Origin of the sequence: Mycobacterium sp. 012931 (assembly GCF_000419295.1) — a bacterium.
In the GTDB taxonomy this organism is placed as follows: Bacteria; Actinomycetota; Actinomycetes; order Mycobacteriales; family Mycobacteriaceae; genus Mycobacterium; species Mycobacterium marinum.
The window spans coordinates 291,404-311,833 of sequence record NZ_AOPX01000001.1 but is presented as its reverse complement, the minus strand read 5'-3'; the positions used below and the strand labels follow the sequence as shown (position 1 = coordinate 311,833).

At 65.8% G+C, this 20,430-nt stretch carries 21 protein-coding genes and 1 pseudogene; 10 read left to right on the top strand and 12 right to left on the bottom strand.

Annotated elements, in window-relative coordinates:
* The first annotated feature begins 107 nt into the window (after positions 1–107).
* Positions 108–788 (top strand): YoaK family protein, encoded by a 681-nt coding sequence (locus MMSP_RS01335; RefSeq protein WP_020785156.1) that lies wholly within the window; start codon positions 108–110, stop codon positions 786–788.
* Positions 789–867: 79 nt separating this feature from the next.
* Here MMSP_RS01335 and ag85C read toward each other — a convergent pair whose 3' ends face one another.
* Together ag85C and MMSP_RS01325 are read right to left on the bottom strand one after the other, a co-directional pair.
* Positions 868–1,908 carry a diacylglycerol acyltransferase/mycolyltransferase Ag85C gene (gene ag85C / locus MMSP_RS01330; RefSeq protein ID WP_020785155.1) on the bottom strand — a complete coding sequence of 347 codons (1,041 nt, stop codon included), beginning with the start codon at positions 1,906–1,908 and terminating at the stop codon, positions 868–870.
* A 352-nt stretch (positions 1,909–2,260) separates the two neighbouring features.
* A complete protein-coding gene (locus tag MMSP_RS01325) occupies positions 2,261–2,758 on the bottom strand; it encodes a metallophosphoesterase (protein ID WP_012392313.1) in 498 nt (165 codons plus the stop codon).
* Positions 2,759–2,794: 36 nt separating this feature from the next.
* Here MMSP_RS01325 and MMSP_RS01320 point away from each other — a divergent pair, with 36 nt between their 5' ends.
* On the top strand, positions 2,795–3,250 hold the full coding sequence (locus tag MMSP_RS01320) for a MaoC family dehydratase (protein ID WP_012392314.1): 456 nt from the start codon (positions 2,795–2,797) through the stop codon (positions 3,248–3,250).
* Between the two features lie 80 nt (positions 3,251–3,330).
* Here MMSP_RS01320 and MMSP_RS01315 read toward each other — a convergent pair whose 3' ends face one another.
* Complete coding sequence (locus MMSP_RS01315; RefSeq protein ID WP_020785153.1) at positions 3,331–4,626, bottom strand: acyl-CoA dehydrogenase family protein; 1,296 nt, start codon at positions 4,624–4,626, stop codon at positions 3,331–3,333.
* Positions 4,627–4,787: 161 nt separating this feature from the next.
* On the opposite strand from MMSP_RS01315, the gene MMSP_RS01310 reads away from it, so the two are divergent.
* Positions 4,788–5,393, top strand: a complete 606-nt coding sequence (locus MMSP_RS01310) for a GNAT family N-acetyltransferase (RefSeq protein ID WP_036426995.1) — start codon at positions 4,788–4,790, stop codon at positions 5,391–5,393.
* Positions 5,394–5,429: 36 nt separating this feature from the next.
* Here MMSP_RS01310 and MMSP_RS27800 read toward each other — a convergent pair whose 3' ends face one another.
* The 3 genes from MMSP_RS27800 to MMSP_RS01300 all read right to left on the bottom strand — a co-directional run bounded on the left by MMSP_RS27800 (position 5,430) and on the right by MMSP_RS01300 (position 8,258).
* A complete protein-coding gene (locus tag MMSP_RS27800) occupies positions 5,430–5,615 on the bottom strand; it encodes a cyclic nucleotide-binding domain-containing protein (RefSeq protein ID WP_020785151.1) in 186 nt (61 codons plus the stop codon).
* A 35-nt stretch (positions 5,616–5,650) separates the two neighbouring features.
* Positions 5,651–7,459 (bottom strand): cyclic nucleotide-binding domain-containing protein, encoded by a 1,809-nt coding sequence (locus MMSP_RS01305; RefSeq protein WP_020785150.1) that lies wholly within the window; start codon positions 7,457–7,459, stop codon positions 5,651–5,653.
* Positions 7,460–7,589: 130 nt separating this feature from the next.
* Positions 7,590–8,258, bottom strand: coding sequence for a TetR family transcriptional regulator (locus tag MMSP_RS01300; RefSeq protein WP_012392318.1), 669 nt, complete (start codon positions 8,256–8,258; stop codon positions 7,590–7,592).
* Between the two features lie 70 nt (positions 8,259–8,328).
* On the opposite strand from MMSP_RS01300, the gene MMSP_RS01295 reads away from it, so the two are divergent.
* From MMSP_RS01295 to MMSP_RS01280, 4 genes and pseudogenes are all read left to right on the top strand, one after another.
* Positions 8,329–9,426 (top strand): flavin reductase family protein, encoded by a 1,098-nt coding sequence (locus MMSP_RS01295; protein WP_015354122.1) that lies wholly within the window; start codon positions 8,329–8,331, stop codon positions 9,424–9,426.
* 35 nt (positions 9,427–9,461) lie between these two features.
* Positions 9,462–10,586 (top strand): acyl-CoA desaturase, encoded by a 1,125-nt coding sequence (locus tag MMSP_RS01290; protein WP_020785149.1) that lies wholly within the window; start codon positions 9,462–9,464, stop codon positions 10,584–10,586.
* 269 nt (positions 10,587–10,855) lie between these two features.
* Positions 10,856–11,380, top strand: a complete 525-nt coding sequence (locus MMSP_RS01285) for an SRPBCC family protein (protein ID WP_011742291.1) — start codon at positions 10,856–10,858, stop codon at positions 11,378–11,380.
* Positions 11,380–12,428: pseudogene (locus tag MMSP_RS01280) on the top strand (LLM class flavin-dependent oxidoreductase). Before MMSP_RS01285 ends, MMSP_RS01280 begins: the two are co-directional and overlap by 1 nt.
* A 1-nt stretch (position 12,429) precedes the next feature.
* Here the strand turns inward: MMSP_RS01280 and MMSP_RS01275 are convergent.
* On the bottom strand, positions 12,430–13,542 hold the full coding sequence (locus MMSP_RS01275) for a DUF1214 domain-containing protein (protein WP_020785146.1): 1,113 nt from the start codon (positions 13,540–13,542) through the stop codon (positions 12,430–12,432).
* Positions 13,539–14,138, bottom strand: a complete 600-nt coding sequence (locus MMSP_RS01270) for a TetR/AcrR family transcriptional regulator (protein ID WP_020785145.1) — start codon at positions 14,136–14,138, stop codon at positions 13,539–13,541. Before MMSP_RS01270 ends, MMSP_RS01275 begins: the two co-directional genes overlap by 4 nt.
* A gap of 28 nt (positions 14,139–14,166) precedes the next feature.
* On the opposite strand from MMSP_RS01270, the gene MMSP_RS01265 reads away from it, so the two are divergent.
* Complete coding sequence (locus MMSP_RS01265; protein ID WP_036425942.1) at positions 14,167–15,408, top strand: sulfotransferase; 1,242 nt, start codon at positions 14,167–14,169, stop codon at positions 15,406–15,408.
* Between the two features lie 38 nt (positions 15,409–15,446).
* Entirely contained in the window at positions 15,447–16,337 is an 891-nt protein-coding gene (locus tag MMSP_RS01260; protein ID WP_020785143.1) for an alpha/beta fold hydrolase, read from the top strand.
* Between the two features lie 63 nt (positions 16,338–16,400).
* Here MMSP_RS01260 and MMSP_RS01255 read toward each other — a convergent pair whose 3' ends face one another.
* The 3 genes from MMSP_RS01255 to MMSP_RS01245 are packed head-to-tail and all read right to left on the bottom strand — an operon-like array spanning position 16,401 to position 18,314.
* A complete protein-coding gene (locus tag MMSP_RS01255; RefSeq protein ID WP_012392326.1) occupies positions 16,401–17,444 on the bottom strand; it encodes a zinc-binding dehydrogenase in 1,044 nt (347 codons plus the stop codon).
* A 6-nt stretch (positions 17,445–17,450) separates the two neighbouring features.
* Positions 17,451–17,663, bottom strand: a complete 213-nt coding sequence (locus MMSP_RS01250) for a molybdopterin-binding protein (protein WP_012392327.1) — start codon at positions 17,661–17,663, stop codon at positions 17,451–17,453.
* 45 nt (positions 17,664–17,708) lie between these two features.
* On the bottom strand, positions 17,709–18,314 hold the full coding sequence (locus MMSP_RS01245; protein ID WP_020785142.1) for a TetR/AcrR family transcriptional regulator: 606 nt from the start codon (positions 18,312–18,314) through the stop codon (positions 17,709–17,711).
* 129 nt (positions 18,315–18,443) lie between these two features.
* On the opposite strand from MMSP_RS01245, the gene MMSP_RS01240 reads away from it, so the two are divergent.
* A complete protein-coding gene (locus MMSP_RS01240) occupies positions 18,444–19,769 on the top strand; it encodes a cytochrome P450 (RefSeq protein ID WP_020785141.1) in 1,326 nt (441 codons plus the stop codon).
* Between the two features lie 36 nt (positions 19,770–19,805).
* Here the strand turns inward: MMSP_RS01240 and msrA are convergent, their stop codons facing one another.
* Complete coding sequence (msrA, locus tag MMSP_RS01235; RefSeq protein ID WP_012392330.1) at positions 19,806–20,321, bottom strand: peptide-methionine (S)-S-oxide reductase MsrA; 516 nt, start codon at positions 20,319–20,321, stop codon at positions 19,806–19,808.
* Between the last annotated feature and the right edge of the window lie 109 nt (positions 20,322–20,430).

The following is a 20,430-nucleotide window of genomic DNA, read 5'->3' as shown; positions in this document are numbered from 1 at the left end:
GGCGCACCGGCCGCCGGCGCCCGGCCGGTGACTGTGGCGCGCCCGAACGGGCATGGTCTGGCCTGCTGATTTCTGCGGTCGTCGAACGGGTCTGACAGCATGGCTGGGTGAGGAGTGACATTTTCGACAGCGAGGCGCGACTGTCCTGGGTGCTGGCGGTGCTGGCCGGCGTGCTGGGTGCAACCGCTTTCACCCACTCTGCCGGCTACTTCGTGACATTCATGACGGGAAACGCCCAACGCGCTGTGCTGGGCTACTTTCGGGACGACGTGTGGCTTTCGGTCACGGCGGGGCTGCTCCTGGTGTGTTTCCTGGTGGGAGTCGTGGTTGCATCGGTGTGCAAACGGCACTTCTGGGTGGATCACCCGCACGGCCCGACCGTGCTGACCACCTTCAGCCTGGTCGCCGCGACGGCCCTGGACATCGTCATCGGTGGATGGGAAGGCAGCCAGCTGGACTTCCTGCCGATCATGCTCGTGGTCTTCGGTGTGGGTTCGCTGAACACGTCGTTCGTCAAGGACGGCGAGGTGTCGGTGCCGTTGAGTTACGTGACCGGGACGTTGGTCAAGATGGGGCAGGGCATCGAACGCCATATCGCCGGCGGACAGGCGGCGGACTGGCTCGGCTACTTCATGTTGCTTGCCAGCTTCATTCTCGGCGCCACCGTGGGTGGGACCATCAGCTTGGTGGTCAGCGGAACCCAGATGCTCGCGGTCGCCTCAACGGTGTGTGCGCTGACAACCGGCTTCACCTATTTCCACTCCGACCGTCGGGCCCTGTTGAAGTAGCCGCGCCACCAAAAAAGCATCGGCAGCAGCGCTGGCCGTTGCGCTGCTGCCGATGCAGGTTTTGGAGCTAGCGAGCCCCTCAGGCGGCCGGAGCGACCGGGGCGGCGGGAGCCTCCGGGGCAGCCGGAGCCGCCGGGACGGCAGGCCCGTTGAGCACCTTGAGGATGTCGCCCTTCATGGCAACCAGCTGCTGGTTCCAGTAGGGCCACGAGTGAGTGCCATTGGCCGGGAAGTTGAACACCCCGTTGCGCCCACCCGAGGCCAGGTAGGTGTCCCGGAAGGTCTGGTTGGTGCGCAGTGTCAGGCCTTCCAGGAACTTCGCCGGCATGTTGTCGCCACCGAGGTCGCTGGGGGTGCCATTGCCGCAGTAGACCCAGATGCGGGTGTTGTTGGCGACCAAGCGCGGAATCTGGACCATCGGGTCATTGCGCTTCCAGGCCGGGTCAGTGGACGGGCCCCACATGCTGTTGGCGTTGTAGCCGCCCGAGTCGTTCATCGCCAGACCGATCAGCGTCGGCCACCAGCCCTCGGAGGGGTTCAGGAATCCCGACAAGGACGCGGCGTAGGGGAACTGCTGGGGGTAGTAGGCAGCCAGAACAAGCGCCGAACCGCCCGACATCGAAAGGCCCACCGCCGCATTGCCGGTTGGCGAGACGCCCTTGTTGGCCTGCAACCAGGCGGGCATCTCCCGGGTCAGGAAGGTCTCCCACTTGTAGGTGTAGCCCTGACCGTTGCCCTGAGAGGGCTGGTACCAGTCGCTGTAGAAACTGGACTGGCCGCCGACGGGCATCACCACCGACAACCCGGAGTTGTAGTACTCCTCGAAGGCGGGAGTGTTGATGTCCCAACCGTTGTAGTCGTCCTGCGCCCGTAGCCCATCGAGCAGGTAGACCGAGTGCGCTCCACCGCCCTGGAACTGAACCTTGATGTCGCGGCCCATCGCAGCCGACGGAATCTGCAGGTATTCCACCGGCAGACCCGGCCTGGAAAATGCCCCGGCGGTCGCCGCGCCACCCACGGCCCCAACAAGTCCGGACAACAGGGCAGCCCCTATGGCCGCGATGGTCAGCCGGCGCGGAGCGCCGGCCGCTGCGCCACGCAACTTCTCAACGAACTTCATAGCTCCTACCCAACTTTCATCTGCCGCACGGCACGGTCAAATCTGTCTGGGCGAGTGAAACACAGGGCCGCGGCCCAATTCGTCTGTCGCGGCCGGAGAAGAATGTCGCGGTTATCTAACGATTGAGAATCGGCGCCGAGTCGTTTCGACACGATAACGATTGATGCTCAGATTGGTGTTGAAAACTTGAAGAATTCGGCCGCGATGCACTATTTGCTTCGTAATTCGGTAACGCGAATGCGCGATGTTTCGGGTGGTCATTGCCTGTCGTCGACACTTGCGAGTGACTTTGTCGCGCAACTCAAAACCATTGTAGTCGTTGCTATTTGAAGAATATGTGCGATGGAAGCGGCTACTTTTCGATGTTGTGCAGGGTGACCCCGGCAAGCGCGCCGCTTTCGATTGTCGCGGTCATGTAAGTGCAATGGGGAGCTCGGCGACGATCGGTGGGAGACCCCGGATTCAGCAGCCGTAAACCGGTGCTGGTTGTGGTGTCCCACGGGATATGACTGTGACCGAACACCAGTACGTCGCTATCGGGATAGAGCCGAGACATCCGGGCCTCGCGACCGCCCGCCGCGCCGGTCTCGTGAACGACGGTGAAGCGCAGACCCGCCAGCACGACGTCCGCCCGCTCCGGTAACCGGCTGCGCAGATCGGGTCCGTCGTTGTTCCCCCAGCAGGCCACCAGCCGGGCCGCCCTGCTCTGCAGTTCGTCGAGCAACTCGACGGTTACCCAGTCGCCCGCGTGGATCACCACGTCTGCCCGGGCGACTTGCTTCCATACCTGGTCGGGTAGGTCGCGGGCACGCTTGGGGACGTGCGTATCGGCGATCAGCAGTAGCTTCACAACATCTATGCTTACCCACGAGCAGAGGAGACAGCCATGCGCACCTTCGAATCCGTCGCCGACCTCGCTGCCGCTGCGGGTGAAACCATCGGGCAAAGCGACTGGGTGACGATCACGCAGGAAGACGTCAACCTGTTTGCCGATGCGACGGGCGATCATCAGTGGATCCATGTCGACCCGGAAAGAGCGGCCAAAGGGCCATTCGGCACCACCATCGCACATGGCTTCATGACCCTGTCGCTGTTACCTCGCCTGCAGCACGAGATGTACACGGTCAAGGGCATAAAGCTGGCAATCAACTACGGGCTCAACAAGGTTCGATTCCCCGCCCCGGTGCCGGTCGGTTCCAGGGTGCGCGCCCAGAGTTCGCTGGTCGGTGTTGAAGACGTCGGCAACGGCGCGGTCCAGGCGACGGTTGCCACGACCGTCGAGGTCGAAGGGTCCGGTAAGCCGGCCTGTGTGGCAGAAAGCGTCGTCCGGTACGTCACCTGACCGGTCGGGGCGGGAGCCGTGAGAATCCATTCGCCGCACCACTTTTCGGCATCCGGACGCCCAGCGGCCGGCGTCCGGTGTCAGAACTCCGCGATGCTGTGTTCCAGGCGCTCGGCCAGCCGCGCTTCGGCCGCCGCTCGCCGGGTGGGTATGTGCTGTGACGGGAACGGCGTTGCAACAGGCTCGTATTGGCGCAGTGTCCGGCGTGCCACCGTCATCTTGTGCAGTTCGGTGGCGCCGTCGGCGATGCCCAGCGATTCGGCGGCCACCATCATCTTGACGAACGGCATCTCGTCGGAAACGCCGAGCGCGCCGTGCAGGTGCATGGCGCGCTGCACCACGTCGTGCAGCACCTGTGGCATTGCGACCTTCACCGCCGCGATGTCGCGACGCACCTTCTGATAGTCGTGGTGCTTGTCGATCAGCCACGCCGTGCGCAGCACCAGTAGCCGGAACTGCTCGATTTGGATCCAGCTGTCGGCGACCTTCTCCTGCGTCATCTGCAAGTCGGAAAGCCGGCCGTGTCTGGTCTGCCTGGATACGGCGCGTTCGCACATCATGTCAAAGGCTCGTCGTGCCAATGCAATTGTGCGCATCGCGTGGTGAATGCGACCGCCGCCGAGTCGCGTCTGCGCGGTCATGAACGCCTGGCCTTCACCGCCGAGCACATGATCGGCCGGCACCCGAACATCGTGGTAGCGGACGTAGCCGTGGCTGGCGTGCTTGCTCGACTCGGTCCCGACGCCGACGTTGCGGACGATCTCGATGCCGGGTGTCTCCGCAGGGACGATGAACAGCGACATCTTCTCGTAGGTGCGGGCCTGCGGGTTGGTCACGGCCATCACGATGAAGAACGAGGCGTGCTTGGCGTTGGTGGAAAACCACTTCTCCCCGTTGATGATCCAGCTGTCTCCGTCGCGGGTGGCGGCCGTGACGAACGACCCTGGATCCGAACCTCCCTGAGGTTCTGTCATCGAGTAGCAGGAGGTGATTTCGCCGTCCAGCAGCGGTTGCAGGTCGCGGGCCTTCTGGTCCTCGGTGCCGAACAGCGCCAGGATCTCGGCGTTACCCGAGTCTGGTGCCTGACAACCGAACACCGAGGGCGCCCAGCGCGAGCGTCCGAGGATTTCGTTCAGCAGCGCAAGCTTGACTTGGCCAAACCCCTGCCCGCCGAGTTCCGGTCGCAGGTGAGCGGCCCAGAGCCCCTGGTTCTTCACCTGCTGCTGCAACGGCCGAAGGACGGCCATCATCTCGGGGTTCTTCTTGTCATAGGGATCGAGAGCTACCAGATCCAGTGGTTCGAGTTCGTTGACCATGAACTCTTGGACCCAGTCCAGCTTCGCCTGGTATTCGGGGTCTGTTTCGAAGTCCCACACCGTAGGCCAACCGTTCCCCGGCGCAGCGCCGCACCGGCATCGATGATGGAGCCACCCCATCGTAAGGGCGCGGTGGAGCTGCTGGGTATCAGGCGGGATCGGGCCGCCCGGCGGTGCGGTGACCCGGCGATGCCATGGCGGTCCCAGATACCCTCGCTGAGATGACCCCACAGGCGCGTCCGGCGCAGAAGGCCGATATCCGTGAGCTGTCCCGAACCATGGCCTGGGCTTTCTACGACGAACCCGTGATGACGTGGCTGTTTCCCGGTGACCGGGCCCGGACCACGCAATTGTGCCGGTTGTTCGCGGCCATGACACGCCACCACCATCTGGCCCGCGGTGGCGTTGAGGTGGCCTGCGACGGACCGGTTATCGGCGCGGCGGCATTGTGGGATCCGCCGAACCAATGGCGCGAGACACGGCTCGGGGAACTGGCGATGACCCCGGCCTTGCTTCGGGTGTTCGGGTTCCGAACGGGGGTGGGACGTGCCGTGCAGTCGGCGATGAAGCGCGCACACCCCGAAGAACCACACTGGTATCTGGCCGCCATCGGCAGCGACCCGACGGTTCGCGGACAGGGTTTCGGTCAGGCGCTGCTGCGGTCGCGGCTGGACCGCTGCGACGCCGAGTACTGCCCGGCCTACCTCGAGTCGAGCAAGCCCGAAAATGTGCCCTATTACCAGCGTTTCGGTTTCACCGTTACCGGTGAGATCGCGCTGCCGCACGGTGGTCCGTCGATCTGGCCGATGTGGCGTGACCCGCGGTAAGCCGGCCCAGTCACGGCACCGTCGCTGCGGCCGGTGTCAACGCCGCGCGCGCTGAAACGCCTCGCGATCCACGGCCACCAGGGTGGTGTCGCCCACCGCTCGCACGGTCGCCGTACGCGGGACGTCGCGCAGGATCGCCTGCTCGCCGAAGCCCTCGCCGGGGCCGAGGTGGTGCACCGCGGTGTCGTCGTCGAGGACCTGGGCGGCGCCCTCGAGGATCACGTAGTAGGTATCGCCGTGGTCGCCCTCGCAGGTGATCAGCGCACCGTCGGGGCCGCCAGCACCTTGGCGGTGTCGGCGAGTTCGCGCAGCGCGCCGTCGCCGATGCCCGCCAGCGCCGGCTGCGCGGCGAGCAGCTCAGACAGCGACTGGCTGTTCAGTGCGGGATCCGGGCCGAGTTCGATGAGGCGCTCCTCGACGGGCACGGTGCCCAGCCGGGTCCGGGCGAGCCCGCCCAGCCGCAGACCGGCTGCCGTGTTGCTGGACAGCGCGGCGAGGAACTCGGCACGATCCACCGCGACCAGGTCGAGGTCCTTTCGCGCTGTCACGGTGGCCGAGCGCGCCACGTCGTGCAGCAAGGCGATCTCCCCGAACGACCCGCCGGGACCAAGGGTGGCCACCCGGCGACCGTTGACGGTGGCGTCGGCCAGGCCGTTGGCGATCATGTAGAACCGGTCGCCTCGGTCGCCCTGGCGGATCACGTCGGAGCCCGCAGGCACGGCCATCCGCGTCGCCGTGCGCGCGAGCTGCTCGAGAGCAAGTGCGGGCAGCGGGGCCAGCACCGGGGTGGCCCGGATCACCGCAAGCTTGGCGCTGTCGTCGTCGCTGAGCTTGTCGGCGCGGCGCACCTGTGGCCAGGCCAGCACCGTGATGAGCGCCGCGGCACCACTGACGATGGCCAGGGCGCCGGTCAGCCCCAACGAGCCGACCAGCACCGCCGCGATCCCCGCACCCGCGGCGATCGCCAGCCGTGACACGCTCTGCAGACTGGCCGCCGCGGTCACCATCGAGGCTCTGTTGACGTTGCGCTGAACAAGCGTCGGTGCGATGGCCCACGAGGCCGCGCTTCCACCACCCACGCCGGCGGCCAGCACCAGGCCCAATGCGGGCAGACTGGCCGCACCGATCGCCGCGAGCAGGAGCGCCTCGCTGAGCCGGGCCAAGGTGAACATGCGGGCCAGCCCGCCCCGTCCCGCGATCGACAGCATTGCCACCGCACCGAGCAGGCCGCCGACGCCGTAGATGGTCATGATCGTCGTGACACCGCTTGGGCCGAGCCCAAATTGGTCTGCGGCCAACGGCGCGCTCGCGACGTACCAGAAGCCGTCGAGCAGCGTCATGGTGAGAAGGAACAGGGTCGCCGCTGCGGCGGCCGGACGGCTTTCGATGATCGCGCGAAACCCGGCTCCGACCGCCCTGAGCTGGACGCGCGCGACACCGCCGGATGGCCGGGCACCGCCGGTATCGGGCATGTCATCGATGGGCGCCACGGTGATCCGTAGCGCCGTCAGGGCGCCGACGACGAAGAGCGCCGCCGGCAGGGTCAAGGCCCAGCCGACGCCGACGAAGGCCAGCATCACCCCGGCCAGCGCCGGCCCGGCCAGGGCGCTGGCATAGAGAAGAACCCCGGTCGCCGCGTTGGCGGTTGCCGCCTCGGCCACGCTGGTGGCCAGACGCACCACCAGCGCGGCATGCAGGGAGCGCACGGCCGCCGACATCAGCGAGTCGACGCCCAGCACCACCAAGACGACACCGAGCGGCGCCCCGGACACCACCACGATGACGGTGGCGATCGTTGTCATCCCGCGGGCGCCAACCCCGATTGCCAGGTGTACCTGGGGGCGTGGACTGGTGGCCAGCGTTGCCGCCAGCGGCGCCAGAAGTGCGCTGGGCAGCATCCGGACCAGGGTCACCACGCCGACGGTGGCGGCACCGCCCACCGAGAAGGCGAAGACGGTGAGCAGCACGCCGTGCGCGGAATTACTGGTGAGAAAGGTGGCGCATACCGCCATTAGTCTGCGCAGCTGAGGATCGCGCACCAACTTGCGAGTCGCGGCCAGAGCCACGCGTAGAACTATAGCGGCTTGAATCTGGCGCAGTGCTCGTTTGCCGAGGGGCCAGCGCGCACCTCAATCGATAGCCGCCCGAACGCGGTTCGGGGCCTGGGTGATCAAGCGGCATCAGCCCGAAACGGACTCAGGGCCTGCTTTTCCAGCCGGCGACACCGATTGCGACCATCCGCAGCTGTTTGACCGCGATCCTACGGATCTCCTCGAGCGCCTCGGAGCTCTGCGCGTCCTCGATCGCCTCGGCCGTGACAATCATGGCGTTGACGAACAGCGTCGCCAAGATGTTGAGGTCTTCGGTGCTCCACTCATTGAGCCCGGGAAACCGCGCCAGGTCGGTGGCCAGTTCCGAGGTGATCAGCCGGATCTCGGTACGGATGGCGTAGCGCAGCACCGATAGGCCGGTGGAGCGCTCGCGCACGATGAATCGCCAGTGCTCGCGGCGTTCGGCAACGCTGCCTATCAGGATCTCGACGGACGATTCGATCACCCGGTTCGGGTCCAGGCGGCCCGCCCGCGCGCCGCGCAGGGTGTCGCGCAGCGTTCGGAACGACTCGTCGATGAGAACCAAGCCCAGGGCTTCCATCGATTCGAAGTGGCGGTAGAACGCGGCTGGCACGATTCCGGCTTCGCGCGTGACTTCACGCAGACTCAGCGCGCTGAAGCTGCGATCATGCACCAGCTTGAGGGCGGCGGCGATGATGGCACGCCGGGTGGCCTCCTTGCGCTCCTCGCGTGACGGGCTGTCCCGGGAGCGGCCCGATCGGTGCGGGCGTGAGCTAGGAGTACGTTCATTCACTATGTGAACCCTACCACAGAGCTGCGGAAAAACCTTGACGACCAGCGTCGTCACGTCACACCGTGTACATATGTTCACTCAAACTTTGACCCAAACTCTGGCAAAGCGGGTCCTGGGTTCCGGCCTGGTCGACCTGCTCACCGGTCCGCACGGAATCGATCGATACACCGAGTTGGTGGAGCCGACGTGGACGCTGGGCGAGGCCCGCGCCAAGCTCATCGACGTGCGGCGCACCACGCCGCGCAGCGTCACCCTAACGCTGGCCCCCAATGACACGTTCCGCTCGGCCATGGCGGCGGGTACCGGCCCCCTGGCCGGTCAGTACGTCAACCTCACCGTCGATATCGACGGCCGACGTCACACCCGGTGCTATTCGCCGGCCAACGCCGAAGGCAGCGAGACTCTCGAGCTGACCATCGGTCGCCACGACGGCGGGCTGGTATCGACCTATCTCTATGACCATGCCCGTCGCGGCATGGTGGTGGGCCTGGCCGGTGTCGGCGGCGACTTCGTGCTGCCGCAGCGCCGGCCGCGCCGCATCCTCTTCGTCTCCGGCGGCAGCGGCATCACGCCCGTGCTGGCGATGCTGCGCACCCTGGTTGCCCAGCACCATCTGCACATTCACGGTGCCGAGATCGCCTTCATCCACTACGCGCGCAATCCCGCCGAGGCCTGCTATCGCGCCGAGCTGGCCGCACTGCCCGGGGTGCGGGTCCTGCACGGCTACACCCAATCGGGTGGCGGCGACCTCGTCGGCCGATTCGGCCCGGATCACCTGGCCGCCGCGATGGACGCCCCGGACGCGGTGTTCGTTTGCGGTCCCACCACTTTGGTGGACGCCGTGCGGGAGAACTGTGAAAACGTGTTCACCGAAAGCTTCGTGCCGGCGCCGATCGAAGCGCCCGCGCAACCATCCGGCGGCCGGGTGAGGTTCGCAGACAGCGGCATTGACGTCGTCGACGACGGCCGCTCGCTGCTCGAACAGGCCGAATCGGCCGGACTGGCACCGGAAAACGGCTGCCGGATGGGCATCTGCCACACCTGCACGAGGCGCAAGACCTCCGGCACGGTGCGCAACCTGGTCACCGGTGCGGTATCGGTCGCTCCGGACGAGGACGTCCAGATCTGTGTATCGGTTCCGGTCGGTGACGTCGACCTATCGCTCTAGCCATCAATCCACATCAACCTTGGGAGGGGAAACCCATGGGAAACAACAACATCGCAACCATTGCAGAAACCGCAACCCGCGCAAATTTCGCCCTGACGCCCGAACAAGCCGAGGCATTCGGCCGCGAACTCGACGCCATCAAGGAACGCGTGATCGCTGACCTCGGCGAAGCGGACGCCGACTACATCCGCCGCGTCATCAAGGCTCAGCGGGCGCTGGAAGTCGGTGGACGCGCACTGCTGTTCGCCGGCATACTGCCACCGGCCTGGCTGGCGGGCACCGCAATGCTGGGCTTGTCAAAGATCCTGGACAACATGGAGATTGGCCACAATGTCATGCACGGCCAGTACGACTGGATGCGTGACCCCGCGATTTCCGGGCGCTCCTTCGAGTGGGACACCGCCTGCCCCGCCGATCAATGGCGGCATTCGCACAACTACATGCACCACACCCACACCAATATCGTGGGAATGGACCGCGATATCGGTTACGGCATCATCCGGATGAGCGAAGACCAGCCCTGGCAGCCGTACTATTTGGGCAACCCCGTCTACGCGTTCCTGTTGATGGTGCTGTTCCAGTACGGCGTCGCGCTGCACGAACTGGAGACCGAGCGCATTCGCTCCGGCGAGATCACGCTCCGCGACAAGCGTGAGACCTTGACGGAGATCTGGAAAAAGACCAGACGTCAGACCCTCAAGGACTACGTCGCCTTCCCGCTGCTGGCCGGGCCGTTTGCGCCGTTCGTTTTCGCCGGAAATCTCACGGCGAACCTGATGCGCAACGTGTGGTCGTACATGATCATCTTCTGCGGCCACTTCCCCGACGGCACCCAGGAGTTCAGCGTCGAAGAAACCCAGAACGAGTCTCGGGGGCAGTGGTATTTCCGCCAGGTGCTGGGCTCGGCCAATCTGACCGGCGGCAAGACCTTCCACCTGCTGTCGGGCAACCTGTCCCACCAGATCGAGCACCATCTGTTCCCCGACATCCCGGCCCGCCGGTACGCCGAGATTGCCCCCGAGGTGCAGGAGATCTGCGAACGCTACGGCATTCCTTACAACCGGGGCCCGCTGCTGCGCCAGTTCGGCACGGTTGTTCGCAAGATCGTCAAACTGGCATTCCGTGGCTCCGATCGACAGGAAGCGCACGCGTTGGCCTAGCACCGTGTCGGTGGCTACCGACGACGCCGGCACCCGCACCAAGCCTTGTCCAGAAAGTGGACATCGGCGAGCTGTCGATGTGCTCCCCCAATCGTGACCAAACCGGTACGTTGGGCCCAAGCGTGGTCACCGGCAGCGGAATTGCCTAACGCCAGATGAGTTCTCGCAGATCGTTGCGTGCATCGCCGGCGAACCCGCAGGGCTGAAATCCCCGTCGAGCGGCCGTGGTGGCGACGCTCACGTCTATTGCACGTTCCCGCTGGAGGACAATGGGATCCGTGGAGTGGACGGGCGCACGCTATGCGGACAGGCCGACCGTGGAGGCCTCGACGTGGATTGACGCCGAGCCCGAACGGGTCTGGAGCCTCATTTCCGACATCGCGCTGATGCCGACGCTCAGCAACGAGCTGCAGGCCGTGGAGTGGGTTGGCGGCGTCAGCGAACCACGCGTCGGCGCCCGGTTCATCGGACACAACCAACACGAGGCGTTCGGGCAATGGACCAGTACATCCCAAGTTGTCCGATGTGATCCGCCCCGCGAATTCGCTTGGGCCGTCGGTGAACCCGACTATCCGGCCGCGGTGTGGCGGTTTCGTCTGGTCCCCCGCGACGGTGGCACCAACCTGACTTACCGGACGCAGATCGGGCCAGGGCGCTCGGGATTGTCCAACGCCATCGATGCGATGCCGGACAAGGAAGAAAAGATCGTCTTCGTGCGACTGCGGGAGTTCGAGGCGGCGATCGACAAGACCCTGGCCGCGATCAAGAGGTTGGCTGAGCACGGAGTGCGTTGATGCGTACGGCGACGACGGTCGAGCTGTCCGGCGGCAAGGACGGCAAGGACACGGTCGACTTCGTCGTCGAGGCCGAAAAGCTCGGCCTACACACCTGCTGGGTGGCCGAAGCGTGGGGCAGCGATGCGCCATCCGCGCTGGGCTACATAGCGGCCCGGACCGAACGGATGCAGCTCGGTTCGGGGGTGCTGCAGGTTGGTACCCGATCCCCGGTGCTGGTCGCGCAAACGGCGATCACCCTGTCCAATCTGTCGTGCGGCCGTTTTCTACTCGGGTTGGGGGCATCCGGCCCACAAGTGATTGAAGGTCTACACGGTGTCGCGTTCGACCGGCCGCTGGCTCGGCTCAAGGAAACGGTCGAGATCGTGCGGCAGGTGTTCGCGGGCGGCAAAGTCAGCTACTCCGGCAGTGAGTTTCAGATTCCCCGCCGGGGCGGGGAGGCACGGCCCATGCGATTGTCGACTCGTCCCGAGTACGACATTCCGATCTACCTGGCCGCGTTGTCGCCGGCCATGTTGCGGCTGACCGGCCGGATTGCCGACGGTTGGCTGGGTACCAGCTTCGTTCCCGAAGGCGCCGGTGACGCGTATTTCACGCACCTGGATGCCGGGCTGGCCGCTGCTGGTCGCAGCCGAGCCGACATCGACTTCTGCCAGGGCGCTGAAGTGGCGTTCGCATCCGGTGTCGAAGAGCTGCGGGACATGGTCGCGGCGCGCAAGACGGAACTCGCATTCAGCTTGGGCGGGATGGGGTCGGCGAGCACCAACTACTACAACCAGGCCTACAGCAGGCAGGGCTGGTCGGAGGTCGCGGCCGCGGTACGCGAGCGCTGGCAACGGGGCGACCGGAAGGGGCGGCCAGGCTGGTCACCGACGAGATGGTGCTGGCCACCACGCTGATCGGGACCGAGGAGATGGTCCGGTCCCGGCTGGTGGCGTGGCGCGACGCGGGGGTGAACACGGTGCGGCTCTATCCCGCGGGCGACACGATGGACGCCAAGCTTTCCACGCTGGGCCGGGCCATCGAGTTGGTCCGTGCGGTCGGGTGATTCAAGCCACCTCGGTCGGGGCATCGGCGAGCTTCACCAGCTTCACCTCCGGCCGCGCCGGCACGCCGTCGGCGAGAAACCAGCGGAAGGCGAGATTGCCGCGGGGATAGTCCAGCGTGGTCAGCGAGTTCGGGTGTGTGGTGACCCCGCGGGAGAGCACCACGGTCACCGAGCCATCGCTGTTGGCGATGGCGCTGTGGCCGTTGACCGAGCACCGGGCATCGGCGGCGCCACAGGTGGCCATGAACTGGTTCCACACCACCAGGTTCCAGAACCGGCACGACGGCGGTCGGTGCGTGATGACCAGCGCCTCGTCGTCGTCGAGCACAAAACTGCCGTAGCAGTAGCACGCGTCGCGTGCCGACCAGCCGAAGTTGGCGTCGGGCACCTGGTAGGGGTCGGCGAACTGGTTCGCGGCGTGGGCGGTGTTGTGCCCAAGCGCGTGTTCGTCTGGCAAGTCCTGGTCCCGTGTCCCAACGGGCAGCGGCATGATGGCGAACATGGTGCGCAACCAGGTCGCAACCGACCGCAGGCCGGCAGCGGTCTGCGGATCTGCATGTCGGATCGGGTCGGGCTCGTCGAGCGCCTCGATGTGCCAGGTGATCGGGCGCCCGGTCAGTGGGTTGGCCTGGTAGTCGCGGGTCATCAACACCGCCGCGTCGGGGGTGGGGCCCAGTTCGAAGGAGAAGTTGCCGTCGGCGTCGACGTCGAGATCGCTATCGCGAACGATCGCAACGATCCGGTCTGACCACGCGCCCGGTGCTGGTTCGTTGTAGGCCGTCACCGAGAAGTACACGCTGTCGCCCTTGTTGCCGCTGATGCGGTAGCGGCGATCGGGGTCGACCGGGCACATGAAGTAGTAGGCGTCGGTGTTGTCGCCGCCCCATCTGCGGTCGCGGCGAAACGGCGTGTTCACCGCGACGAACTGGGGCCGACCGGGCTCGGGAAAGAGGTAGGCGTCGAAGGCGACGCCCAGCGTGGTGGCGAGCATGCGGTAGCCGTCGGCGACGTGACGGTCGTCGGTGACGGCGCGCTCTCCCTCGAGGAACGAGCTGTCCAGAGTGCGCAGGATGTCCAGCAGCTCCTGCCACGCGGCGGTCGACTCGTATGTCATTGCGGGGTTCCTTTCCGGATTCCTTTCAGCAGCAACGTCGTCGTGCGGTCGATCGAGGCGTCCCCGACGCCGGGCTCGAGTTCGCCCGGGCGGGTCAGCAGACCGATCAGGACGATGCCGGCGATCGCCTCGGCCAGTTCGGGTGCGGTGACATCGGCCCGGACCTGGCCCCTGGCCGCGGCATTGTCCAGCCAGGTGGTGAGCCCATGCCCGAAGATCTCGCCGAATCGCACCAGCAGCGCGGAATGCAGCGTTGGGTCGGCGGCCATCTCGCCGATCAGCCCCGGCAGGGCCGCCTTCGCGGCCGGGGTGCTCAGCACGGCCGTCGTGCGCCGCACCATTTCGCGTAGATCGTCGACCGGTGATCCGGTATCGGGGACTGCGGTGGCGGCGTCGATCGGGAACACCGCCTCATGCACCAGGTGCGCCTTGCTGGGCCAGCGCCGGTAGATCGCGGGCTTGCTGGTGCCGGCGCGTTTGGCGATGGCGGAGACCAGCAGCCCGGCGTATCCGGTTTCGGCGAGCAGCTCGACCGTCGCGCGCAGCACGGCGCCGTCGATGCGCGGGTCACGAGGCCGGCCAAAATCAGCTACCATTACGAAACTCAGAGTAACATAAGTTGCCATGACGAAAGCCGCGCTCGTGCGCCTCGACGATCTGTCCCGGCCTCAGTTCAGTGTCGAGGCTCAGCAGATCCTCGACATGATGGCCGCCCTCGCCCCGGACTGTTCGTTGGATTCCGACGCGCTGCACGCAAAGGCCAGCGCCGACACCGGGCTGCACGATTTCGGCGAAGGCGACTACCGGGAAAGGCTCGACGTCTATCTGGCCGCCCTGGCCGAGATCGACGGGATGCAGCCGGCCGGAGTGGTCAACTTCTATGGGCAGCTATTGCAGCTGCTGAAGAACCGGCTGTTGTTGAGCGACCTGCGCCACCGGCATCCGGAGATCGACGACATCGAACTGCAACCGCCGGTGGTGATCGCTGGTCTGCCCCGCACCGGCACCACCCACCTGCACAACATGCTCGCGGCGCCGACCACATTCCGGACCATGCCGTACTGGGAGAGCGTGGAGCCGTTTCCCCTGCCCCAAGAGGCGGGGGTGGAGCCGGACCCGCGGCGGGTCCGCATGGATGTGGCGGTCGGGGTCATCAACACCGTGATGCCGCACTTTTCGCTGATGCACGAGATGACCGCCGACCACGTCCACGAAGAGATTCAACTGCTGGCCAATGACTTCTCGACGATGCTCTTCGAAACGCTTGGCCACGTGCCCCGCTGGCGCGACTACTACCAGACCCACGACCAGACGCCGCACTATCAATACCTGGCTACCCAGCTCAAGGCGATGCAATTCCTGCGTGGCGGCCGGCGCTGGCTGCTCAAGTCGCCCCAGCATCTGGAACAGGTTCCGGTGCTGGATCGGGTGTTCCCGGGCAGCATCGTGTTGTTCACGCACCGTGACCCGGTGCCGGTGGCGTTGTCGATGCTCGCGATGATCACCTACTCGGCCCGGATGCACCGCTGGCCGGTCCCGGTCGAGCGGATCGCCCACTACTGGGTCGATCGCCTCGACCGGATGCTCGCCACACTCGTGCGCGATCGCGACACCATCGGTCCCGAGCGCTCGATCGATATTCGGTTCGACGACTTCATGGCCGACGAGGTCGGCGTCGCGGAGCGGATATACGCGCTGGCCGGCGAGCCATTCACCGACTCGGCGCGCACCGCAACGGCCGGCTACCTCGCGGGCCACCAACGAGGCCGGCTGGGCACCGTGCAGACATCCTGCGAGATGTTCGGGCTGACCGAGGAGAGTCTGCGGGCTCGCTTTGCGCCCTACCTGAAGCGGTTCCTCAGTTAGCCGACCGGGATCCGCCGCGTCCACTACCTTCTCAACACATGAGCACTCTTCCCGCCCTCGACGGTGTCGAGCACCGGTTTGTCGATCTCGACGGTGGCATCACGATCCATGTCGCAGACGCCGGCCCCGCCGATGGCCCGGCGGTGATGCTGGTGCACGGCTTTCCGGAGAACTGGTGGGAATGGCACGAGCTGATCGGTCCGCTGGCCGCGGACGGGTATCGGGTGTTGTGTCCCGACTTGCGTGGCGCCGGATGGAGTTCGGCTCCGCGCTCGCGCTACACGAAAAAGGAGATGGCCGACGATCTGGCGGGTGTGCTGGATCGGCTGGGCATCGCCTCGGTGCGCCTCGTCGCCCACGACTGGGGTGGCCCGGTGGCGTTCATCATGATGCTGCGCTACCCGGCCAAGGTGACCGGATTCTTCGGAATGAACACTGCGGCGACGTGGTTCCCGCGCGATCTCGGCATGGTGCGCGACATCTGGCGGTTTTGGTATCAGATCCCCATCTTGCTGCCGGTCATCGGCCCCCGGGTGATCGCGGATCCCAAGGCTCGCTACTTTCGGGTGCTGACGTCTTGGGTCGGTGGGGGATTCACCATTGCTGACGAGGATGTTCGCATGTATGTCGAACGCATGCGCCAGCCGGGGCACGCGGTGGCGGGCTCGCGGTGGTATCGCACGTTCCAGAGTTCGGAAGCGTTGCCCTGGATGCGCGGCGAATACGCCGACGCTCGGGTCGATGTTCCGGTGCGCTGGTTACACGGCACCGACGACCCGGTGCTCACCCCGCAGCTGTTGCGCGGATACGAGGACCACATCAGCGATTTCGAGGTCGAGTTCGTCGACGGGGTGGGCCATTGGATCGTCGAGCAGCGGCCGGATCTGGTACTGGACCGGCTGCGCGCGTTCCTTCGTATCGAGACTTAAACCGTTGCGCCACTTCTCGGCGCGTCGGGTGCGTGGTTTAAGTGTCGTGGAGGCGCGTGCTCGTCAGGGCTGGACCAGGATGCGGATCGGGTTGCCGTCCTGGCGTTCCAGCTTCTCGATACCCAACGGCAGGTCTTCAAGCGGGACGATCTCGCTGATGGAGCGCGAAAGATCCAGGCGCCCAAGTGAAACCAGCTTCGCCAGGGTTTCGATATCGACGTTCTGGTAGCCGAGGTGACCGAGTACCTGCTTGTGGGTCAGTCCGAACATCGAGGTGGGTCCCACGGTCGGTGATTCGGCACTCATGCCAACACCGACCAGCCGGCCTCCGGCGGTCAGCGATCCGAGCGCCTGCTCGAAGGTGGCCTTGAGACCGACCGCGTCGAACGCCACGTCGAGCATGCGGCCGCCGGTGATCTCGGCGAGCTTGTCGTGCAGTTGGTCGTCGCGGGAGTCGAAGGCGTAGTCGGCGCCCAGTTCCAGCGCCCGGTCGAGCACCACGGGATTGATGTCCAAGGCGATCACCGGCACCGCGCCGACCAAACGGGCCAGTTGCACGATGTGGGTTCCGACGCCACCCACGCCCCACACCCCGACCGATTCCCCGACGGCCACTTTGCCGGTCCGCACCACCGCACCGAACGGTGTGGACACCGCATCGGCCAGAATCGCGGCTTGGTCGAGCGAAACATTGTCGGGCACCCGGGTCAGACCGGCCGCCTGTGCCACGGTGTACTCCGCCCAGGCCCCGTCGTAGGCGAACGCCATCAGCTGGATCCGCAGGCAATTCACCGTGTCACCGCGTCGGCAGTTCGGGCAGCTCTGGCACGGCCGGCCGGCGGCCACCACGACGCGGTCGCCCTCGGACCAGCCGTCAACCTCGGGGCCGAGTTTGGCTATGGTGCCCGACGCCTCGTGCCCCTGGGTCACCACTGGCGCCTGGGTGGGGAAGGTGCCGTTGATCAGACTCAGATCGGAGTGGCAGATCCCGCAGTAGGCCACTTTGACCAGGACCTCGCCCGGCCCCGGCTCCGGTATCGGAACATCTTCGAGTACAACTGTTTTGGAATCGGCGTAGAAGCGCTCGGCTCGCATCGTGGCCGCCATGTCGGACTACTCGACTCCGATTGTGACTTCGGTGGACTTGATGAACACCGTCGCCGGCTGGCCGACCGCGAGGCCGAGGTCGGTCGCGGCATCCTTGGTGACCGAGGAGGTGATGACCTGGTCGCCGCCGTCGAGCCGCACCTTCACAACCGCCATCACGGCGCCGAGGTCCACCTCGATGATGGTGCCCTTGAGCTGGTTTCGGGTCGACAGCCGCATCGTTAGGTCCTCCGTCTACTAGAGCTACACAGTCGGGCACCGCGCCTAGTGCCGTGGGCCGACCAATACGATGGACGCATCCACCGCCGGTTCGACGATTTCCCGGATGTCTCGTCCGTCCTCGACGGTCAGCGCGGTCAGTTCACGNAAACCCCCCAGCAGGATCACCGCCAGTGCCCCGGGCACCGCGGGCAAGCCGGCCCGCCGGAATCCGGGGCTGGCGCTGAGCTCGACGAGCAGGCTGGTCAGCAGGTTCATCCCGTGCCTTTGGACGGGGTAGGAGATGGGTCCCAGGGAGGGGAATTCGCGGATCCAGCTCAAGGTGACTGCCAGCCGGGATTCGATGTGGCTCAGGTAGGCCTCGACGGCTTGGCGTATCTGGGCCTGCCAGTCCGCTTCGGGATCGACGGCCGCGCGGATCCGCTTGGCGAGTCGCTCGTTGTCCGCCCGTAGCAAGTCCAGGAAGCACTGTTCCTTGCTTTCGAACCGGTCGTAAAACGTGCGTTTGGAGGTTCGCGCGTGGCGCACGATGTCGGCGACGGTGGTGGCGTGGTAGCCACGTTCGCCGATCGAGGCGACCAAGCCCTCGAGCAGGCGCTGCCGAAACGGGTCGCTGTCCAGGGCCGCCGGGCTGCTAGCAGCTGCCGTCACGAGCGCGCCTCCTCGGTCGACCCGAACTCCTTGTCAGGACTGGTACCAAAGAGTACCGTACTAGAAAAGCGAGTGGTACACGGTGGTACCAACCCCGTTTCGGGGGCAAGTGTTGGGAGCGATACCCCCATGAATCAAGCGATCTCCGACGCGCCGGCAGTGCCGGCGGTCAAAATGGCGCAAGCGACCCGAATTCCGAAGTTGTTACAGGGCCTGGCCTTTGCCACCTCCCGGCGGCGGATGATGGACTGGCTGAGCCGCCGCAACGGCGACGTTTTCGCACTCAACGTCCCGATCTATGGCCACATGGTGGTGGTCAACGACCCACAACTGGCCAAGCAGGTCTTCACCGCCAGCCCGGAGGACCTGGGCAACATCCAGCCCAATTTGAGTCGGATGTTCGGGTCTGGCTCGGTGTTCGGGCTCGACGGGGACGACCACCGCCGCCGGCGGCGGCTGTTGGCGCCGCCGTTTCACGGCAAGAGCATGAAGAACTACGAAATCATCATCGAACAAGAGACCCTGCGCGAAACCGCCAATTGGCCCGAGGGGCAACTTTTCCCGACGCTGCCGTCGATGATGCGCATCACCCTCAACGCGATCCTGCGCGCGGTCTTCGGTGCCGATGGCGCCGAACTCGACGAACTGCGCCGGATCATTCCGCCCTGGACCACACTGGGCTCACGGCTGGCGTCGATGCCGAAGCCGAAGCGGCGATACGGCCGCTTCAGCCCGTGGGGTCGGCTCGCCGAGTATCGGCGCCAGTACGACGTGATCATCGACAGGCTGATCGACCAGGAGCGGTCGGACCCGAACTTCTCGGATCGGACCGACGTGCTGGCCCTGATGCTGCGCAGCACCTACGACGATGGTTCACGTATGTCGCGCAAGGATATTGGCGACGAGCTGCTGGCATTGCTGGCGGCGGGGCATGAAACGACGGCGTCCACGTTGTCGTGGGCGTTTGAGCGGGTGACCCGCCACCCCGATCTGCTGGCGGCCCTGGTGGCCGAGGCCGAGGATGCGGGGGGCGAGCTACGCCAGGCCACCATCCTGGAAGTGCAGCGAGCCAGGACGGTCATCGATTTCGCGGCCAGGCACGTCTATGCGCCGCAATACCAGCTTGGCCAGTGGATGATTCCGCGCGGGCAATCGATCCTCGTCAACATCGCGCATATGCATGCCAATCCCGACATTTTCCCAGACCCGCAGCGCTTCGATCCGCAGCGTTTCATTGGTGGTAGACCGTCCACCTTCGGGTGGATCCCGTTCGGTGGCGGAACCCGGCGGTGCGTGGGTGCCGCGTTCGCCAACATGGAAATGGACGTGGTGCTGCGAACGGTGCTGCGCAACTTCACCATCGAACCGACCACCGCTGCCGGCGAGCGGCTGTTTTGCCGGGGTGTGGCCTACACCCCCAAGAACGGTGGCCGGATTGTGGTGCACCGTCGCTGATCCCGGGGCCGGGCTTCAGGGCCAGCGGCGCCGCGGCTATTGGCCGGCGGTGGCCCGTCGCGGCAGCTTCCACCCCGGCCGGATGAAGTGGCAGGTGTAACCGCTGGGGTAACGCTGCAGGTAATCCTGGTGTTCGGGCTCCGCCTCCCAGAAGTCCCCGGCCGGGCTTACCTCGGTCACCACCTTGCCGGGCCACAGGCCGGACGCTTCGACATCGGCGATGGTGTCCAGCGCGACTCGTTTCTGCTCGTCGTCGAGGTAATAGATGGCCGACCGGTAGCTGGTGCCGCGGTCATTGCCCTGGCGGTTCGGCGTCGTCGGATCGTGGATCTGGAAAAAGAACTCCAACAGCGTGCGGTAGTCGGTGGCTTGGGGGTCGAAGATGATTTCGACGGCCTCGGCATGAGTTCCGTGGTTGCGGTACGTCGCGTTGGCGACGTCGCCGCCGCTGTAGCCGACTCGCGTCGCGATCACACCGGGCTGCTTGCGGATCAGGTCTTGCATTCCCCAGAAGCAGCCACCGGCCAGTATTGCCTTTTGCGGGCTCGTCATCGTGGTCCTCCTCGCCAGCCGGGGACTCCGGGTACCCCAGGGACCCAGGCCGTTCCCAGGCTACACTCCGGCGATGTGGTGTAACGGTGTCAGAAAGCTTGACGTGAGA

What these genes read in the sequence shown, in the direction of transcription:
- ag85C (WP_020785155.1), bottom strand. Translation starts at nt 1,908, where the DNA reads ATGAAGTTCGTTGAGAAGTTGCGTGGCGCAGCGGCCGGCGCTCCGCGC.
- MMSP_RS01320 (WP_012392314.1), top strand. Translation starts at nt 2,795, where the DNA reads ATGCGCACCTTCGAATCCGTCGCCGACCTCGCTGCCGCTGCGGGTGAA.
- MMSP_RS01310 (WP_036426995.1), top strand. Translation starts at nt 4,788, where the DNA reads ATGACCCCACAGGCGCGTCCGGCGCAGAAGGCCGATATCCGTGAGCTG.
- MMSP_RS01295 (WP_015354122.1), top strand. Translation starts at nt 8,329, where the DNA reads ATGTTCACTCAAACTTTGACCCAAACTCTGGCAAAGCGGGTCCTGGGT.
- MMSP_RS01290 (WP_020785149.1), top strand. Translation starts at nt 9,462, where the DNA reads ATGGGAAACAACAACATCGCAACCATTGCAGAAACCGCAACCCGCGCA.
- MMSP_RS01285 (WP_011742291.1), top strand. Translation starts at nt 10,856, where the DNA reads ATGGGATCCGTGGAGTGGACGGGCGCACGCTATGCGGACAGGCCGACC.
- MMSP_RS01275 (WP_020785146.1), bottom strand. Translation starts at nt 13,542, where the DNA reads ATGACATACGAGTCGACCGCCGCGTGGCAGGAGCTGCTGGACATCCTG.
- MMSP_RS01270 (WP_020785145.1), bottom strand. Translation starts at nt 14,138, where the DNA reads ATGGTAGCTGATTTTGGCCGGCCTCGTGACCCGCGCATCGACGGCGCC.
- MMSP_RS01265 (WP_036425942.1), top strand. Translation starts at nt 14,167, where the DNA reads ATGACGAAAGCCGCGCTCGTGCGCCTCGACGATCTGTCCCGGCCTCAG.
- MMSP_RS01260 (WP_020785143.1), top strand. Translation starts at nt 15,447, where the DNA reads ATGAGCACTCTTCCCGCCCTCGACGGTGTCGAGCACCGGTTTGTCGAT.
- MMSP_RS01255 (WP_012392326.1), bottom strand. Translation starts at nt 17,444, where the DNA reads ATGGCGGCCACGATGCGAGCCGAGCGCTTCTACGCCGATTCCAAAACA.
- MMSP_RS01250 (WP_012392327.1), bottom strand. Translation starts at nt 17,663, where the DNA reads ATGCGGCTGTCGACCCGAAACCAGCTCAAGGGCACCATCATCGAGGTG.
- MMSP_RS01240 (WP_020785141.1), top strand. Translation starts at nt 18,444, where the DNA reads ATGAATCAAGCGATCTCCGACGCGCCGGCAGTGCCGGCGGTCAAAATG.
- msrA (WP_012392330.1), bottom strand. Translation starts at nt 20,321, where the DNA reads ATGACGAGCCCGCAAAAGGCAATACTGGCCGGTGGCTGCTTCTGGGGA.